The organism is Mycetocola sp. Y719 (assembly GCF_056713205.1).
Genome location: NZ_JBWYGY010000003.1, coordinates 235378 through 253079 on the forward strand (window position 1 = coordinate 235378; position 17702 = coordinate 253079).

Annotated in this window: 14 protein-coding genes; 4 read left to right on the forward strand and 10 right to left on the reverse strand. The window is 65.7% G+C overall.

Going from position 1 to position 17702, the window contains the following annotated elements; genetic code table 11:
* The first annotated feature begins 121 nt into the window (after nucleotides 1-121).
* Both AC1M0F_RS13055 and AC1M0F_RS13060 read left to right on the forward strand, forming a co-directional pair.
* Complete coding sequence (locus AC1M0F_RS13055; protein WP_480238683.1) at nucleotides 122-1357, forward strand: sensor histidine kinase; 1236 nt, start codon at nucleotides 122-124, stop codon at nucleotides 1355-1357.
* The gene (locus AC1M0F_RS13060) at nucleotides 1354-1977 is read left to right on the forward strand and encodes a response regulator transcription factor (protein WP_480238684.1); all 624 of its coding nucleotides are present in this window, start codon (nucleotides 1354-1356) and stop codon (nucleotides 1975-1977) included. Before AC1M0F_RS13055 ends, AC1M0F_RS13060 begins: the two co-directional genes overlap by 4 nt.
* 152 nt (nucleotides 1978-2129) lie before the next feature.
* Here AC1M0F_RS13060 and AC1M0F_RS13065 read toward each other — a convergent pair whose 3' ends face one another.
* On the reverse strand, nucleotides 2130-3017 hold the full coding sequence (locus AC1M0F_RS13065) for an SMP-30/gluconolactonase/LRE family protein (protein WP_480238685.1): 888 nt from the start codon (nucleotides 3015-3017) through the stop codon (nucleotides 2130-2132).
* 207 nt (nucleotides 3018-3224) lie between these two features.
* Between AC1M0F_RS13065 and AC1M0F_RS13070 the strand changes: the two genes are divergently transcribed.
* Nucleotides 3225-4406 (forward strand): macrolide family glycosyltransferase, encoded by a 1182-nt coding sequence (locus tag AC1M0F_RS13070; RefSeq protein ID WP_480238686.1) that lies wholly within the window; start codon nucleotides 3225-3227, stop codon nucleotides 4404-4406.
* Nucleotides 4407-4571: 165 nt separating this feature from the next.
* Here AC1M0F_RS13070 and AC1M0F_RS13075 read toward each other — a convergent pair whose 3' ends face one another.
* Complete coding sequence (locus AC1M0F_RS13075) at nucleotides 4572-5630, reverse strand: NAD(P)-dependent alcohol dehydrogenase (protein ID WP_480238687.1); 1059 nt, start codon at nucleotides 5628-5630, stop codon at nucleotides 4572-4574.
* Between the two features lie 166 nt (nucleotides 5631-5796).
* The gene (locus AC1M0F_RS13080) at nucleotides 5797-7989 is read right to left on the reverse strand and encodes an alpha/beta hydrolase (protein ID WP_480238688.1); all 2193 of its coding nucleotides are present in this window, start codon (nucleotides 7987-7989) and stop codon (nucleotides 5797-5799) included.
* Between the two features lie 300 nt (nucleotides 7990-8289).
* Here AC1M0F_RS13080 and AC1M0F_RS13085 point away from each other — a divergent pair, with 300 nt between their 5' ends.
* A complete protein-coding gene (locus AC1M0F_RS13085; RefSeq protein WP_480238689.1) occupies nucleotides 8290-9315 on the forward strand; it encodes a LacI family DNA-binding transcriptional regulator in 1026 nt (341 codons plus the stop codon).
* A gap of 3 nt (nucleotides 9316-9318) precedes the next feature.
* Here the strand turns inward: AC1M0F_RS13085 and arfA are convergent, their stop codons facing one another.
* The 7 genes from arfA to AC1M0F_RS13120 form a co-directional block, all read right to left on the reverse strand.
* A complete protein-coding gene (gene arfA, locus AC1M0F_RS13090) occupies nucleotides 9319-10860 on the reverse strand; it encodes an arabinosylfuranosidase ArfA (RefSeq protein WP_480238690.1) in 1542 nt (513 codons plus the stop codon).
* 61 nt (nucleotides 10861-10921) lie between these two features.
* Nucleotides 10922-11851, reverse strand: a complete 930-nt coding sequence (locus AC1M0F_RS13095; protein WP_480238691.1) for a carbohydrate ABC transporter permease — start codon at nucleotides 11849-11851, stop codon at nucleotides 10922-10924.
* Entirely contained in the window at nucleotides 11851-12792 is a 942-nt protein-coding gene (locus AC1M0F_RS13100) for a carbohydrate ABC transporter permease (RefSeq protein ID WP_480238692.1), read from the reverse strand. The genes AC1M0F_RS13095 and AC1M0F_RS13100 overlap by 1 nt, the downstream gene beginning before the upstream one ends.
* 72 nt (nucleotides 12793-12864) lie before the next feature.
* Nucleotides 12865-14232, reverse strand: a complete 1368-nt coding sequence (locus AC1M0F_RS13105) for an ABC transporter substrate-binding protein (RefSeq protein ID WP_480238693.1) — start codon at nucleotides 14230-14232, stop codon at nucleotides 12865-12867.
* Nucleotides 14233-14600: 368 nt separating this feature from the next.
* Entirely contained in the window at nucleotides 14601-15746 is a 1146-nt protein-coding gene (locus AC1M0F_RS13110) for a DUF4232 domain-containing protein (RefSeq protein ID WP_480238694.1), read from the reverse strand.
* Between the two features lie 261 nt (nucleotides 15747-16007).
* The gene (locus tag AC1M0F_RS13115) at nucleotides 16008-16931 is read right to left on the reverse strand and encodes an aldose 1-epimerase family protein (protein WP_480238695.1); all 924 of its coding nucleotides are present in this window, start codon (nucleotides 16929-16931) and stop codon (nucleotides 16008-16010) included.
* Nucleotides 16932-17080: 149 nt separating this feature from the next.
* The gene (locus AC1M0F_RS13120) at nucleotides 17081-17698 is read right to left on the reverse strand and encodes a hypothetical protein (protein WP_480238696.1); all 618 of its coding nucleotides are present in this window, start codon (nucleotides 17696-17698) and stop codon (nucleotides 17081-17083) included.
* Nucleotides 17699-17702: the final 4 nt, after the last annotated feature.

The window sequence follows — 17702 nt, forward strand, 5'->3', positions numbered from 1 at the left end:
GCCGCAGAAGTGTCGCCGCGTCACGGCATCCGCAGTGCTTTCGCATCTCTGACCGTGACAAATGTCACTGCTCTACGCTGGACGACATGTCCACCCGAAACCCCGCGAACAGGCGACCATCGTGACCCGGCAGAGCCCGGCCGAGGCCACCGCGATCGACGCACCCCGGCGCGGAGACCAGAGCCGCGGCGTGCAGGCAACTTGGACCTACACGCTTGGCTCGATCCTGTTCATCTTTGTCGTGCTCGACGCGATCCTGATCCTGACCGCGGTGTCGAACTACTCCGCATCGCAGGCCCCGATCGACGCCGTGCTGATCGTGCTGTATCTGGTGTCGGCTGCGCTGCACATCCGATACTGCTGGTTCCTCCGGGTCGGTCTCGGCGGTGGGATGCCGCGTCTCGGCTGGACGCTCGCACTCCTCACCCCCGCCGTGGCCGCGTGGGTGCTCGGGCTCTTCACCCCGGATGCCGGGCTGTTCGCGGCCCTGCCCCTGTGGATCGCGCTCAACGTCATCGCACCGCTTCTGCCCTCCGGGCAGCGCTGGACTCTCCTCCTCTCCGGGGCGATCGTGGCGGCGGCGCATCCGATTCTCGCCTCGACGCTGTTCGGGCAGACGTTCGACCTCGGCGAGATTTCCCGGGCCTGGCTGCTCGTCACCTACGGAGCGATGCTGCCCGTGATGGTGCTCACCAGCCTCTGGTGGTGGAAGGTCGTCGTCACCCTCGACAGGCATCGGTCCATGGCCGCCGACCTCGCCGTCGCACAGGAGCGGCTGCGATTCGCCTCAGATCTCCACGACATCCAGGGCCACCACCTGCAGGTGATCGCGCTCAAGTCGGAACTGGCCGAACGGATGCTCGCCATCGACCCCGAGTCTGCCCGCGAACACATTCACGAGACCCGGCTGATCGCGAAGCAGGCGCTCGAGGAGACCCGCTCGCTGGTGGCCGGCTACCGCGAGGTCGATCTGGCGTCCGAACTCGAGAACGCACGCGAAGTGCTCGCCGCCGCAGGTGCCGACTGCGACCTGACGGTCGGCGCGCTGCCGGCGAATGCGGACGTGGCGCGAACCCTCGCCCTCGTCGTGCGGGAAGCGACCACGAACATCCTGCGCCACAGCGCCGCGACCCGCGCATCGATCCGGCTGGCGTCGAACCCCGACGGCTGCATCCTCGAGATCGACAACAACGGGGCCGTGTCGACGACGGATGCCCCCGGGCACGCAGACAGCAGCGGTCTCGCCGGACTCCGCGACCGGGTTTCGGCGTTGAACGGACAGCTGACGACCGAAGCAGACGGCGACCGGTTCACCCTGCGCGTCTTCGTGCCGTCGAAGGTCAGGGCTGAGGCATGACCGATTCACAGACGAAGGTCATCCGACTGCTGATCGCGGATGACGAGCACCTCATCCGCGGGGCGCTGAGTGCCCTGCTCAACCTGGAGCCCGACATCGAGGTCGTCGCGAGCGTCGACAACGGGGTCGCGGCGGTGGAACTCGCCCAGCAGACGAAACCGGATGTCTGCCTGCTCGACCTCGAGATGCCGCAGGCCGACGGCCTCGAGGCTGCGGCCAAGATCCTGTCGACGGTGGCGACGAAGGTCGTGATCGTCACCCGGCACGCCAGGCCCGGTGTGTTGCGGCGAGCGCTCGCGGCGCGGGTGTCCGGGTTCGTGCCGAAGTCGACGCCCGCCGAGGACCTGGCCGATGTGATCCGGGATGTCGCCGCGGGCAAGCGCTACATCGATCCGGAGATCGCGGCGACGGCGCTGACCGCCGAGCGGTGTCCGCTGACCGACCGGGAGCTCGATGCTCTCCGGTTCAGCCGCTCGACGATGAGCGTGCAAGAGATCGCCGACCGGCTGCACCTGGCGGCGGGAACGGTGCGCAACTATCTGTCGTCGGCGATGACGAAGCTCGATGCCCGGTCACGGCATGAGGCGGCGGAGATCGCGTGGCAGCAGGGCTGGATCTAGCTCCCCTCCCTGATCGAGCCCGCCCGGTGATCGAGCCGGCCCGCTGATCGAGCCCGCCCGCTGATCGACCCCCGCCCGCTGATCGAGCTTGTCGAGATCAAGGGCTCACTGCAGACCCGTGGTCTCGACAAGCTCGACCGACGGAGCAAAGCTCAGCGCGCAGGCCGCCCAGCATCTGTCACCGTGGTCTGGATCCGGTACAGGCTCGACGACGCCGTGAGGTAGAGCTCGGTTCCGTCTGGTCCGCCGAAGCACACGTTCGACACGACCTCGGGCACCGGCAGGGTGAGCAACAGCGTGCCGTCCGGCGCGAACACCTGCACGGCATCCCCCGACGACGTCCACACCCGGCCGGCCGTGTCGACCCGCAGCCCATCGGCGGTTCCCGCGGGTTCGATGAAGAGCCGTCCCTCCCCCGTGTCGACCCGGTAGACGCGGATGTGCCCCGCGTCACCCTCAAGTCCGGTGTCGGTGACGTAGAGCAGCGTCTCATCGGGCGAGAACGCGAGGCCATTCGGGTGCACCAAGTCGGTGATCACCGGGGTCGCGACGCCGGTGCTGGGATCGAGGCGGAAGACGAAGCATCCGCCGTACTCTTCAACACCGGGGTGGCCCTCGCGGCCGCTCTCCTGGATGCCGTAGGGCGGGTCGGTGAACCAGATCACCCCGTCGGATGCCACGACGACGTCGTTCGGCGAGTTGAACCGTCCGCCTTCCCAGCGGTCGACGAGCACCTCGACCTCTCCGTCGACCTCGCGTTCGACGGCCCTGCGGCCGTGACTGCACTGCACGACGCGTCCTTCGAGGTCGAGGATGCGTCCGTTGTTGTACTCGACGTCGTCTCGGTGCACGCGCGTCTCGCCGCTCGCCCGGTCGAACTCAAGGATGCGGTTGTTCGGGATGTCGCTGAAGCGCACCGACTGCGAGTCCGGCAGCCACACCGGGCCCTCGAGCCAGTCGCCGCCGGTCCAGAGCTTTTCGAGTTCGCCGGCGATCAGGCCGTGGCTGTCGGAGAAGGAGTCGTTCGCGGGAGCCGTCATGGGCCCACGCTAGCAACTCCGTTCTTGACACAACCCGACATGCAGGGTTTAGTGTGGCAGCCATGTGGATTTTCATGCGCGACCGCATTTCCTGACTCGACGCACCGCAGGGTTGGCTTCCGATAGCGCGACCCCTCCGAGCGAACACTCTTCCTGAGACTCCTCCTGTGCGCCGTGACGACACGTAGCCAGACGAAGGTTTTTGCCATGCGCACTCCACTACACATTTCGATGGTCGGCACCACGGCGCCGAGCCACATCTATCCATCGCTCGCGCTGATCCGTGAGCTCATCAACCGCGGTCATCGCGTCACCTACGCCGTCGGGGAACAGCTCGTCGAACTGGTCGAACCCACAGGGGCGGAAGTGATCCCCCATCCATCGATCCTCCCGCTCGACGACACCGAGTGGCCGGAGGATCCGGGCGGCGCAATGCGGGTGTTCCTCGACGAAGGGATCGCAGTCTTCCCGCTGCTCGCCGAGCAATACGACGCCGACCCGCCTGACCTGTTCCTGTACGACATCGGCGGCCTGCCTGCTCCTCTCCTCGCCGCTCGCTACGGCGTACCGGCGGTGCAGTTGTCGCCGACCTACGTGGCGTGGGACGGGTACGAGGAGGATTTCGCCGAGTTCATCGAGACCCTCCAGGCATCCGAGTCAGGAATCGCCTACTACGCGACGTACAACGCGTGGCTGCGCGAGAACGGCATCGAAACGGATGCCACGGTGTGGCAGAGCAGACCCCAACACGGTCTGAGTCTCATCCCGCGGGCGATGCAACCGAACGCCGAGAAGGTGGCCGACAACATCCAGTTCGTCGGCCCGTGTCTCGACCCGGTGCGCCTCGCAGACGCCAGCTGGCAGCCGCCGGCGAGCGGAAGGAAGGTGCTGCTGGTCTCGTTCGGCACCGCGTTCAACGACCAGGCGCCGGTCTACCGGGCCTGCATCGAAGCGTTCGACGACTCGGAGTGGCACGTTGTGATGGCCATCGGTCAGCACGTCGATCCCGCCGAGCTCGGAGACCTGCCCGACAACATCGAGGTGCACCGCATGGTGCCGCAACTCGCGGTACTCGCCCACGCGGATGCCTTCATCACCCACGCGGGAATGGGCAGTTGCACCGAGGCGCTCTGGTTCGGGGTTCCGACGGTTGCGATCCCGCAGGCGGTGGACCAGTTCGGCAACGCCGCGATGCTCGAGGCGCTCGGTGTCGGGAGGCACCTGCCTGCTGATGAGGTGAGTGCGTCGGCGCTGCGCGCGGCGGTCGACGGGGTTGCTTCGTCAGCGGATGTCGCCACCCGGCTCGCATCGATCAGCGCCGAGGTGCGCGCGAACGGCGGGGTCGAGAAGGCGGCGGATGCGGTGGAGGGCTTCCTCCCCGCGCGCTGATCGCCCTTCACGTACTCACCTGTTCCGGACCTACTCACCCGGCGTACCTGGTGAGTAGGTCCGGAAGTGGTGAGTAGGTGGAGCGGCCACTCTGTCGGACGCCGAAAAGGGTCACTGTTCTCGAGAAACAGTGACCCTTTCAGGCACAGCAGCGGACGATGAGACCTACGCGGCAGGCGCCGGGATCGTCGCCGTGTCGATGACGAAGCGGTAGCGCACGTCACTCTTGATGACGCGCTCGTAGGCCTCGTCGACCTGGTCGGCGCTGATCACCTCGACGTCGGCACCGAGGCCGTGCTCGGCGCAGAAGTCGAGCATTTCCTGCGTCTCGCGGATGCCGCCGATGTTGGATCCGGCGAGGCTGCGGCGTCCGCCGGTGAGCGAGAAGACGCCGAACGTCTGCGGCTTCTCGGGAAGTCCGACGAAGACCATCGACCCGTTGAGGGTGAGCATCGACAGGTACTTGTCGATCGGCAGGTCAGCCGAGACCGTGTTGATGATGAGGTCGAAGCGCTTGCGGTTCTTCTTGAAGGTGTCCGGGTCCGACGTGGCGAAGTAGTCGGTCGCACCGAGGCGCATGCCGTCTTCCTGCTTCGACAGGGTCTGGCTGAGCACGGTCACCTCGGCGCCGAGCGCGGCCGCGATCTTGACGCCCATGTGGCCGAGGCCACCCATACCGACGATCGCGACCTTCTTGCCCGGGCCTGCACCCCAGTGCTTGAGCGGCGAGTAGGTGGTGATGCCCGCGCAGAGCAGCGGTGCGGCGACGTCGAGGCCGATGCCCTCGGGGATGCTCAGCACGTAGTTCTCGTTCGCGACGATCGAGGTGCTGTAGCCGCCGTACGTCTCCTCACCGGAGTACTCACGCCCGTTGTAGGTGGCGACGTTGCCCTTGAGGCAGAACTGCTCCTCGCCGGCGAGGCAGTTCTCGCACTCGCGACAGGAGTCGACGAAGCACCCGATGCCGACGCGGTCGCCGACCTTGTGCTTGGTGACATCCGAGCCGACGGCGCTGACGATGCCGGCGATCTCGTGGCCGGGCACCATCGGGAAGATCGCCGCACCCCACTCTTCACGCGCCTGGTGGATGTCGGAGTGGCAGATGCCTGCGTAGGCGATGTCGATCTGCACGTCATTGGAGCCGACGTCGCGACGTTCGATGGTGGAGCGCTCGAAGGCTGCTCCAGCGGATGCTGTGACGAGGGCGGGCACGGTGGTGGTCAAGGATTACCTCCGGAAGTGGGTGGGGCTGCCGCGTCTGCGCGGCTGCAGTTAACGCTACAGCGCCCTCCCGCTTCGAAGAGGACCCTTGCACCTCTCCGTCGATCGAGTGTCCGCACAGCACTGTGCCCCGGTGGTCACCGACCACCGGGGCGCAGACTGGTTGTTTCTACTCGAACAGGCGCGGAGCGAAGTCGATCAGGTTCTTCTGCCAGACATCCCATCCGTGCGGGCCGACGGTGACGCCGTTGAACTCGTACTCGACACCCAGCCCATCAAGAGTCTTCATCATCGCCAACACGTTGGGATAGGTGAAGTCCGTGATGTCACCGGTGTAGAGACGCACGAGGTCCGTCTCCGCATTGACTTTCGCCACATCAATGTTCGGCGGAACGCCGAACAGGAATCCGGCGAACGCACCCACCTGTGAGAACTCGCCCGGGTTGCTGAGCAGCAGGCTCATCGTCCGCTGTCCTCCGAGCGAGAGCCCCGCGATCGCGCGCTGGTCGGGGTCGTCACTGACGTGATAGGCGCCCTCCACCGCCGGCAGAACGTTGCCGAGAAGCTCTGACGGGTAATTGTTCACGTTGCCGTTCGGCATCACGACGACCATCGGATCGATGGAACCATCGAGGGTGAGGTTGTCGAGGATCTGTTTCGCACGACCGACCTCGACCCAGTCGGTCCACGTCTGTCCGCCTCCGTGGTTCAGAACGAAGAGCGGATACGCCTCCGCGCGGTCCGCGTCGTATCCCGGCGGTGTCCACACATAGGCGCTGCGCTGCTGCTGCGCGACGGTGCTCTGGTAGGTGAGAACGTCGAGCTCTCCCCCCTGCCCCTCGGCGACGTCTGCGAGGAGTCGTGACTCCTCACCAGACACGAAGAAGGTGCTCCAGGTCGGCTCGGTTGTCACCTTCGTCGGGTTCGAGGTGTCCTTCACCGAGACGCCGTCGACGATGAACTTGTAGTAGTACGACCACGGATCCAGCGGCCCGACGGTCGCTCGCCAGCGGTCACCCACCTTGCTCGCTTCGACGCGCAGCCAGCTGCCGCCAGGGCCCCAGTTCGCCCACACCGACACGTATTTGGCGTCGGCGAACTCGGTGCTCGTCTCGAAGGTGACGAATCCGTCGTCTGTGACCCACGGGGTCGGCGTCGTGCCTGCGGCGGGAAGCACGAACGGCTTCTCGATGTCGACGTGGCCCTCGCTGAAGCCGGCGTCACCGGTCTTCTTTCCATGGAACAGCCGCGGCGCGAAGTCGATCAGGTTCTCCTGCCAGGCGTTCCAGTTGTGACCGGCATCCGGGTTGGCCCCATCGAACTGGTACTCGAGACCGAGAGTGTCGAACTTCTGCATCGATGCGAATACGTCGTTGTAAGCGATATCCGTCTGATTCCCCACGTACAGGCGGAACAGTTCGGTCTGCTTGTTGATCTTCTTGACCGGGATGTCGGCGAGGTCGCCGAAACGTCCCGCTCCGAAGGTGCCGACGTACGCGAACATTCCCGGATGCTTCGTCAGCACCTCGAAGGTCTGGCCACCGCCCATGGACAGTCCGGCGAGCGCCTGGTCCTTCTTCGCCTTCGACACGTTGTACGCATCGTCGACGGCGGGCATCAGGTTATCGACGAGCTCGCTCGAGAAGTCGGGAACATTGCCGTTGCCCATCACGACGACCATGTCTGCGAGTTCTCCGGAGAGCGACAGGTTGTCGAGGATCTGCTCGGCTCGGCCGACTTCGATCCAGTCGCGGTAGCTCTGACCACCGCCGTGCTGCAGGTACAGCACCGGGTACGGCTTGCCCCGCTCCCGATAGCCGGGCGGAGTCCAGACGAGCGCGGATCGTTCTTCTCCCGCGACGGCACTGTCATAGGTGAGCGTGTCGATGGAACCGGCGGCTTGCGGCGCATCCGCCAGCAGATTCGCGGACTCACCGGGAACGAAGAACGTGCTCCATTCCGGTTCGGACGCGACCGACGTCGGATTTGTCGGGTCTTTGAACGTCTTCGAGTCGTCACCTGTCACCTGGTAGTAGTACAGCCCTGGCTCGAGTGGCCCGAGGGTTCCTGCCCAGTTGGACCCGCTCCGGGACAGGCCGTACTGGGCCCAGTTGGCTGAGGCGCCGAAGTTGCCCTCGATCACCAGGTTGGACACCGGTCCGACCGCCGCTTCGACGTCGGCGTTCGGCACCGCGAACCGGACGTACCCGTCGTCGAGCTGGGTGACCCACGGATCTGCAGCGACCGCGGGCTGGCTCACGACCAGCACGCTCGCCGCGACGGCGATCCCGGTGGCAAGGCCGGCGAAACGACGCCATCGCGACGATCGACGGGGTCGATGTTCAAGAGCAGTGATCTCCATGAATTCTGTTCCTTTTCCTTTCGCCCCACCCTCTGGCGGGGCGTTACACAGTCATCTCCGCCCGGGACAGGACCCTGCGGCAGAAGGCTGGAAAGGCTACGAAATCGAAAACTCGGGTAATTTACCACGTCGTAAATTCCATCCGGGACTCATGCTTCCGGCATCCGGGAGGCTTGTCAAGCAAAACCTGAGCGGCGCCTGGTTTGTGACGCGGACTCCGCAGACCGCCCTGCACCGCTGGCGCCGGCGTGCCCGGTGTCGTATATATTGACCCTGAGCGCGACAACGGATGGAGCCACGATGAGATCGACCATGCGCGACGTCGCGCAGGTAGCCGGGGTCTCAGCGAAAACGGTTTCCAACGTCATCAACGACCATCCGCACGTCCGGTCACACATTCGGGAACGCGTCCGCAAAGCGATAGTCGAGCTGGACTACCGGCCCAATCAGTCCGCGCGCGGCCTGCGCTACGGCAAGACCGGCGTGATCGGCCTCGCCGTCCCTTCCCTGCGCGAGAACTACTTCGCCGAACTGGCCGACTCCGTCATCCGCGCCGCTGAGAAGCGGGGGCTCAACGTTCTCATCGGCCAGACGAACGGCGATCGTGCCAACGAACTCGACGCGATCAGAGGCCTCCGCCTGCAGGGCACTGACGGGTTGCTGCTCAGCCCGCAAGGCCTGGCGCAGCGAGACGTCGACGCACTGAACGTTCCGCTGCCACTGGTGTTGCTCGGCGAGAGGATCTTCGGTGGTCCGACCGATCACGTCACCATGCACAACGTCACGTCCGCGCAGGCGGCGGTCGAACACCTCCTCGTCCGCGGTCGAACACGCATCGCGATCATCGGCGCGCCAGACCCCGACGATACCGATCCGAGCTCAGCGATGCTCAGGCTTCAGGGATACCGCAAAGCTCTCGAGGCCGCGGGAATCCCCGAAGCGCCCGAGCTCATCTGCGTGACCGGTCACTGGAGTCGCGAGGCCGGCGCGGTCGCCGTCCGCCGTCTCGTCGACGACGGGGTCTCTTTCGACGGTGCGTTTGCCCTCAACGACAGCCTCGCCCTCGGTGCCCTCCGGGCGTTGGGCGAGGCGGGCCTCCGGGTGCCGGAGCAGGTCGCGGTCATCGGCTTCGACAACATCGACGAAGCCCGCTTCTCGGTGCCGTCGCTGACGAGCGTCGACCCTGGGCGGGATTCCATCGCCGAGATGGCGGTGCAGATGCTCGTCGAACGGGTTCGCGAGAAGGGCGACCCGCGCGCGCCCCGGCTCAGCAAACCGGAATTCCGTATCGTGACACGAGAGTCCTCGGGACCCGCGCCCTCTTAGGTCTCAGCCAAGCGCCACCGCCGTCCACGAGACGGCTGGCAACGTCACCGTGAGGATGCCGTTCTCCAGGGACGCGGTGTCGTTCGGCTTCAATCCCACCCGGTCTTGCGCGTCCTTCGTGTTGCTCGCGTACACGTCGTCGTCCGACATCATCTGTGTCTCGAGGATCGACTTCTCGCCCAGCCCGGCCAGGTTCACCGTGACCGTGATCGAGTCGGTGAGTGACCGGTTGACGAGGAAGACGGCGGCGCGTCCGGTCTCTTCATCGTGCGTTGCACCGGCATCCACGAGCGGCACCGTGCCGAGCTCGGCGGACTCGTACTGCTCGGAGTGCACGCGAACGTCGAGGGCGACGCCGACCGCCAGCCGCGACGTGACGGCGAACGGGAAGTAGGTGGTCTGCCGCCAGGCCGGCCCGCCCGGTTCGGTGGTGATCGGAGCGATGACATTCACGAGGATCGCCATCGCCGCCGAGGTCACCCGGTCGGCGTGCCGGAGAAGCGAGATGAGGAGACCGCCGACGACGACGGCATCCGCGACCGAATACACGTCCTCGGCGAGCCGCGGCGCCTCCGGCCAGTCGTCGCCCTCGATCTCATCGGTGCGGTAGAACCGGTCGACCTGCCGCGGAAAGCTCCGCAGGTTCTCGCCGAGGTACCAGACGTTCCACTCATCGAACGAGATGTTGAGGGTCTTGTCGCTGCGCTTCACGGCCTTCACGTGGTCGGCGGTCGCGATCACGACGTCGAGGTAGCGGTCCATCTTGACCGGCGAGGCGAGGAACGAACCGAGGTCGCCGTTCTTCTCCTGGTAGTACCCGTGGCACGAGATGTAGTCGACATCGTCGTAGGTGTGCTCGAGCACTTCGCGGTCCCACATCGGGAACGTCGGCATGGTCGGATGCGACGATCCGGATGCCACGAGCTCCACTCTCGGATCCAGCTGGCGCAGCGCCTTCGCGGTGCGTGAGGTCTTCTTGCCATAGTCCGCGGCTGAGGAGTGCCCGAGCTGCCACGGCCCGTCCATCTCGTTGCCGAGGTACCACATCGAGATCCCGAACGGCTCGGTCCGACCGTTCGCGATCCGCTCGTCGGACAGCGTGGTGTTTTTCGCGATGTTCGCGTACTCGACGACGTCGAGAGCGTCCCTCGTGTCTGCGGTGCCCAGGTTCACCGCGTACATGAGCTCACCGCCGACCTTCTCGACCCACGAGGCGAACTCGTGCAAACCCACCTCATTCGTCTCGCTCGACCGCCAGGCCAGGCTCAGCCGGCGCGGTCGATCTTCCTTCGGCCCGATGCTGTCGCGCCACTGGAACCCTGAGACGAAGTTGCCGCCGGGGTAGCGGATGCCCGTGACGCCCATCTCCTTCACCAGCTCGATGACGTCCTGTCGAAAACCTTCGGCATCCGCCGTGGGGTGGCCGGGCTCGTAGATCCCGGTGTAGACAGCGCGGCCCATGTGTTCGACGAAGGTGCCGAACAGGCGGCGGTTGATCGGACCGATGACGAAACCGGGATCGACGGTCACGCGGGCGTTGGACATACTTCTCCTTAATGCATGGCGAGGGTCGGCACGAGCCGGCGCTGAAACGCCGGGACGACGACTACTTGAGGCTGCCCATCGACAGGCCGCCCTGCCAGTACTTCTGCAGCAGAAGGAACGCGATGATGAGCGGGATCACCGAGACGAGCGAGCCGCTTGTCACGAGGTTCCAGACGAGGCCGCCGGCGGTGGCCGAGTTCGACTGCACCTGCCAGTTGTTGAGACCGACGGTGACGGGCAGGAGAGTCTGGTCCGAGATCATGGCCAGCGGCAGGAAGTAGTTGTTCCAGCCACCGACGACGGAGAGAAGCAGCACTGTCACGATCGCCGGCCGCATCAGCGGCAGGGCGATGGTGGCGAAGGTGCGGAACTCTCCTGAACCGTCGACGCGTGCGGCGTCCAGGAGCTCGTCGGGGATCGCATCCTGAATATAGACACGCATGAGGTACACCCCGAACGGGCTGAGCAGCGACGGCAGGATCACCGCCCAGACGGTGTTGGTGAGCCCGAGGTTGTTGAACAGCACGTATGTCGGGATCACGAGAGCCGTCATGGGAACCATGACCGACGCCAGCAGCACCATGAAGGTGACTGTGCGGCCACGGAAGCGGTACTTCGCGAACGCATACCCGGCGAGTACGGCGAGGATCGTTGCGCCGACTCCTCCCGCGAAGGCATAGAGGAAGGAGTTCGCCATCCACTGCAGATAGATACCGCTGTTGTATGTGGCCAGCTGCGCGATGTTGTCGAACAGGGCGAAGTCCTGGTCGAACCACAACGGCCCGCCGGTGCCGGTGAACAGGCCCTGAGTGGTCTTGGTAGCGGCGACGATCAGCCACCAGATCGGCAGCAGGAAGTAGACGGCGGCGATCGCGAGGATCAGGTGCATCCCGACCGATTTGCGCTCCCCTGGCTTCGGGGTGGCGCGCTTCTTGCGCCGGCCGGAGGAGGTGATGGCGTTGTCGACGAGAGGGACGGGCGAAACAGTCATCAGCGGAGTCCACTCTTCTTGCGGGTGGCGATCAGGAAAATGATCGAGGTGAGGAAGACCAGCAGTCCGAGCGCGAAGGAGATCGCCGACGCATAGTTGAACTGCTGATACGAGAACGCCAGGTTGTAGGCGTACAGGTTGGGTGTGTACGCGGCGTCGATGGCGTTGCCGGCAAGCGGTGCGAGGACTTGCGGTTCGGTGAAGAACTGCAGCGTGCCGATCAGGGAGAACACGATCGTCAGAACGAGCGACGAGGCCACGATCGGGACCTTGATGTGCAGGGCCGTCTGCAGTTTGGTCGCTCCGTCGATCCGGGCCGCTTCATAGATCGATGGGTCGATGGACTGAAGTGACGCGTAGATGATGATCATGTAGTAGCCGGTCCACTGCCAGGTGACGATGTTGGTCAGCGACCAGAAGATCGAATCCCGGCTGAGCAGGTCCGGTGCCTGAGTGTTGAGGAACTCGAACAACGTCACGAGTGGGCCGAACGACGGGCTGTAGAGGAATCCCCACATGAGGGCACCGATGACACCGGGGATCGCGTACGGCACGAAGATGAGCAACCGGGTGAATCGGGAGAACCGCGTGCGCACGTCGTCGAGGATCAGCGCGAAGATCAGCGCGAGACCGATCTGGAGTGGAACGAACACGATCGCGAATCCGGCGACCCTCACCATCCCGGAGAGGAATCGTTCATCGTTGAACGCCCGCACGTAGTTGGCGAGCCCTGAGAACTGTTCGCCGCCGGCGAGGGTGTTCGTGTGCAGGCTCATCCAGAAGGCGTATGCCAGCGGAAGCACCAGGAACACGAGAAAGATGACCGCGAACGGAGCAAGGAAGACCCAGCCGAATCGCGCGTGTTTCCGATCGAGACTTGTCCCGCGCTTGCGCGCGGCCGGGGGCCTGACAGGCTCGGTGAGCTGAGGGGTGGTCGACATGTGTCACTTCCTTGAGACGCAGATGGAACTACTGTGCGGGCGGAGCTGCTGCCCCGCCCGCACAGGCCGAACTTAGTTCAGGGTGAATCCCTGTTCGGTGGCGTAGGTCTCCAGCGACTCCTGGAGCGCATCCATTGCCTCGGATGCGGTCGAATTGCCTTCGATCGCCTCCGAGAGGAGACGCTGCATCTCGTCGTAGTAGAACTGCGTGAACGGTGAGAACATCACGCCCTCGTAGTCGAGAGCCGACTGCACGAAGAATTCTCCGTTGAACTTCTGGTTGCCGAAGAATTCGTACTCGAGGTCCTTGAAGTAGTCCGACTCGATCATCTCGGGCATGGCCAGGAAGAGTCCACCCTCTTCAACTCCGAGCTTCTGTCGCTCCTCGGTGTTGTAGAGCTCAGCAGCAACCTTCGTCGCGAGCGCCGCGTCGCTTGCCTGCGTCGTCACAGCGAGCGTGCTGCCTCCCCAGTTCACCTGAACAGGGTTGGCCGCATCCCACTGCGGGATCGGGGCTGCGCGCCAGACGGCACCTTCCTCGGGGTCCTCGAAGTCCGGGATGTGAGCGTTGTACCAGACCGGGTAGATCGCGGTCGCGTACTTGCCGCCACCGAGTCCGGTGCTGAACTCGGGGGTCCATGCCTGATCGGTTCCGACGAGGCCGCGCTCGACCAGGTCGATCCAGTACTCGAAGACCTGCTTGCTCGCGTCGTCGTTGTGGTTGATCGTGATCTCGGACTGCTTGCCGTTGTCGAACTCGAACGGAACCGCTCCGGCCTGGTCGAGGAACGCGTAGTGCTGTCCCTGTCCGTTCGGTGCGAAGTTGCCGATCTGAACGTCTCCACCGGTAGCCGTGTTCAGCTGCTCGGCGGCTGCCGCGTACTCATCCCAGGTGGTGGGGATCGCGATGCCGTTCTCTTCGAAGATGTCAGCGCGGTACCACATACCGACGGGTCCGAGGTCGACCGGTACGGCGTAGACGCCGTCGCCGCTCGAGACGTCGCGCCAGGCGCCTTCGGTGAAGTTGTCCTTGTACTCATCGATGCCGTGCTCGGTCATGTCGACGAGCCCGCCCTGGATGAGGAAGCTGTTCAGCCAGTCGTACTCGATCTGGACGATGTCGGGCGCGCCTGACTTCGACTGGAGCGAGGTGGAGAGCTTGGTGTACTGGTCGCCACCCTGGCCGGCGTTCGACCAGCAGATCTGCACGTCGTCGTTGGTCTCGTTGAAGTTGTCGACGGTCTGCTCCGTGTCGGGGAGCCAGCCCCAGTACGTGACGACCGGAACGTCCTTCACCTTGACCTCGTTGGCGCAGTTGGTCTTGCTGGCGCCGGCGTTTCCGCCGCCACCGCCGCCACCGTTGCCGGCGGTGCACCCGACGAGGGCTGCGGCGAGCGCCGTGGTCATGCCTGCTGCGAGCAGGGCTTTCTTGTTGGTCATGTGATTGCTGGTCCTTTCGCGGTGCAAAGACACCGTTGTCGGCGGCACGGGGATGCCACTGTTGCTGCGAGAGAAAAACGCGTTCGGCTTACGGAATGCTGTCGGGTTAGGTGCGGTTTACCACGTTGAAAGCTTTTCGTAAAACAAATGCAGGCTCAGCGTATGCGGCAGAATTTGTTTTGTCTATAGCTAAATTCGGATCACTCCGATTTGCGGCGAGCGCTGCAGTTCCTTTCGAGCGCTGTAGCTGCAGCTGCAGCGCTCGACAGAATGTGTAGCGCTCGCGTGAATCGCTTCCCCGCCGGCAGCCCTCCCCCGCCCCGCTGATCGAGTCGCGACGAAAGGGGCGTATCGAGGTATGGTCCCGCTCAAGCCGCGGGCAGACCCCACGCAGTAACCGACACGGTCCCGCCGGTGATGTCCGTCTCGACCTCCACGATCTGCCGCTCGGCCCCGTGGTACCCGGCGACGTAGAGCCACCCAGCGGCATCCCCTCGAGGCATCGCACTCCAGGTGAGGGTCGCGACGACTTCCGCTCCGGGCTGCAACTCGATCCGGGTCACCCCCGGGTCGTCGCCGAGCATCCCGCCGCCGTGATCGACCTCCACATCGATGGCGCTGGACACGGCGTTGCTGAACGCGACATCCGGATAGCTATCGACCACGCACGCCGCATCGCTGACGTTCTGCGCACGGATGACCATTCCGCGACTGCCGGCGGCGGCATCCGGCATGCCCGCCGTCATCGCGAGCTGACCGCTCGTGCACCACAACGGGTCGACCTGCCAGTCGCCGGGCGCGACGAGCGGCACCGGAGTTCCGGTCGGGATCGGCGCCGGAGTTGGTTCCGCCGGGATCTGCGCCTGAACGGCGGCATGGGCCTGCGGGGCCGCGACGCTCAGCCCGATCCCCGCGAGCAGGAAGACGAGCGCCGCCGGGACCGCGATCACGCTGCGCCGGAAAGCGCGCTGATCAGACGGGCCGATCCCGTCGAGGGCGACCGCGACGAGCGCCGGAATCCAGCCGAAGACGAGCCCCCACTGGGCGGCCCCGGCCAGACGTTCGGAGGCAAGGCCGAACGGGGTTTGCCGTGTGACGACGGCAACGCCGAGTTCGACGATGACCGGAATCGCCACGACCAGGAATCCGGATGCCACTGCACACAGCCAGTAGGCGGCGAACGCTGTCGCGGTGTTCCCGGCGACCTGCGGCTGTCCGGAGTACGGGGCGACCCCGGCGGGCGCGTCCCCCGCGATCGCCGGCTGTCGGCGCACCAACGCGAGGAGGGCGGCGTAGATGGCGGCGAGTGCGAGCATCGACAGCGTGATCATGGTGAACGCCCACAGTGGGGGTGCGGTCAGCTCCTGAACCGGGACCGTCTCCGGGGCGACGATCGACAGCACATGCCGCACCGGGCCCGACAGCGTCTGCCGGCCGAGCAGTTCGAGGCCTCCGCTGACCAGCCACAACACGGCGGCGACAAGGGCGGGCACGACAGCTCGAATCAGGCGCATCCCGCCAGCGTATCGACGGCGCCGGCCTCGAGGGGATCACTTCCGGTCGAGAGCCCCCGGCGTAACTGATGCTCTCGTCCGCAACTGATGTCCTGGCGCCTCAGACGGCGAGCGCACGTCGTGACGCCCTGGATCGACGGGCGGATGCCTGGGCACGCTTTCCAGGCATTCGATGTGCGCAAATGGCTCTCACGGCCGCGCATGAGGTGCTTTTGCGCGCATTGAACCGAGCCGCCGGCCGACAGCATCCGGCGCAGAGGCCTACAGCGCGGCGATACTCCACGACGCGAAGGTCACGCCACCCGGCTGGAGCACGAGCAGGTCCTCGCCGGAGTTGAACGCATCCGGCGGGCAGGTCATCGGCTCGACGGCAAGGCCGATCCGGTTGGGCTTCGGCGCCTCCTGGTCGGCGGTGTGCACCTGAACCCACTTGCAGGAGGAATCCCAGCGCATCCGCACGCCGGTGCCCGACGGCGCAAGGACCTGCACCTCAGCCGTCCGGTTCTCGTCGCGGACCAGGCCGGAGAAGGCGTGGTCGATGAAGGTGTCGCCGATGACGCGGGGGGTGCGGAAGTCGAACGTCCCGCCCGCCTCGGTGGAAACATCAGCCAGCCCGATCGGGATCAGCCGGTCCTCGGTCACGGTGAGCACCTGTTCGGCGGGGAGGAGGAGTGTCCAGTCGTCGACGGTTCCCTCGCCGGCGACGAGGTACGGGTGCGGTCCGGTGCCGAACGGCGCGGCGGCGTTGCCGGTGTTGCGGGCGGCGACGGTGGTGTGGAGGCCGTCCGCGTCGAGGACGAACTCGACCCGGACCTGAATCCGGAACGGGTACCCGGTCTCGGCCTCGATCGTGGTGGCGAGCATCACCCGGTCTTCGGTCTCGTCGAGGGCGATGAAGTCGTGCCAGGCGACGAGTCCGTGCAGGGCGTGGCCGCGCTTCGGCTCGGTGAGCGCGAGCTCGTATTCGGTGCCCTCGAAGCTGTAGGTTCCGTCGACCACGCGGTTCGGCCACGGTGCGAGGGTGGCGCCGCGGAACGCCGGACGCACCTCATCGGCGTCATATGGAACGACGAGGTCGCGGCCGTTGTGCTGCAGCGAGCGCAAGGAGGCGCCGACACTGGCGATGGTGGCGGTGTACGGACCGCTGGTGAGTTCGAACTGCGTTCCGGAGAGAGGCGTGGTCATGCGTCAATTCTGCCGGGTGTTGCGGGTCGTCCGTGCCAATAAGGAGCTCGTAGCTCCCGACAGGCATCGAGTGCTGCACTTCCATCCGAGTGCTGCAGTTGCGACTACAGCACTCGACAGTAAGTGCAGCACTCGACGCGAGCTTCGGGTCAGACGGCGAGCGCCCCCGCCATCAGCGCGACGGATGCCGCCATGCTCGCGGCCTCGAGGCATCCGAGCAGGTCGCGGCGCGGCATCCGGTACAGGGTGACCGCACGCCAGGCGGAGTAGCCCGCGTAGATCGCCGAACCGCCGAGCACCAGCAGCGGAAGCATCCCGCCCCCACCATGATGAACCGGAACGGATGCCGCGTGACCGGCCGACATCAGCGCGACGAGTCCGGCCATGACGATGAGGCCGAGGGAGGTGTGGAGGGTGCGGTGCACTCCCCTCACTTGAGGGACCTCTGCCGCCCCTCCGCTCGCTTGGAGGAGCGCAGCGACTGAAGCGGGGGAGGCAGCGCGCAACCCGAGTTCGCGAGGACCTTGGCTTCGCTTCGCTCCAGCCAGCGGGGTGAAGACCAGCGCCAGGGCCACCAACGCGACGACCCACACGATCGGGGCGAGCAGGCCGAGGCCGAGCGCGACATCCGTCATCGCGACGAGCATCACGAGAGCCGCGAAGCCCTCGAAGCCGAGAAGAACCCGGCCACGCCGCCGACCGCCGACGGTGCAACACACACCGAAGGCAGCCGGCAGCAGGGCCGAGAGATGGAGCAGCTCGGTCATGGTG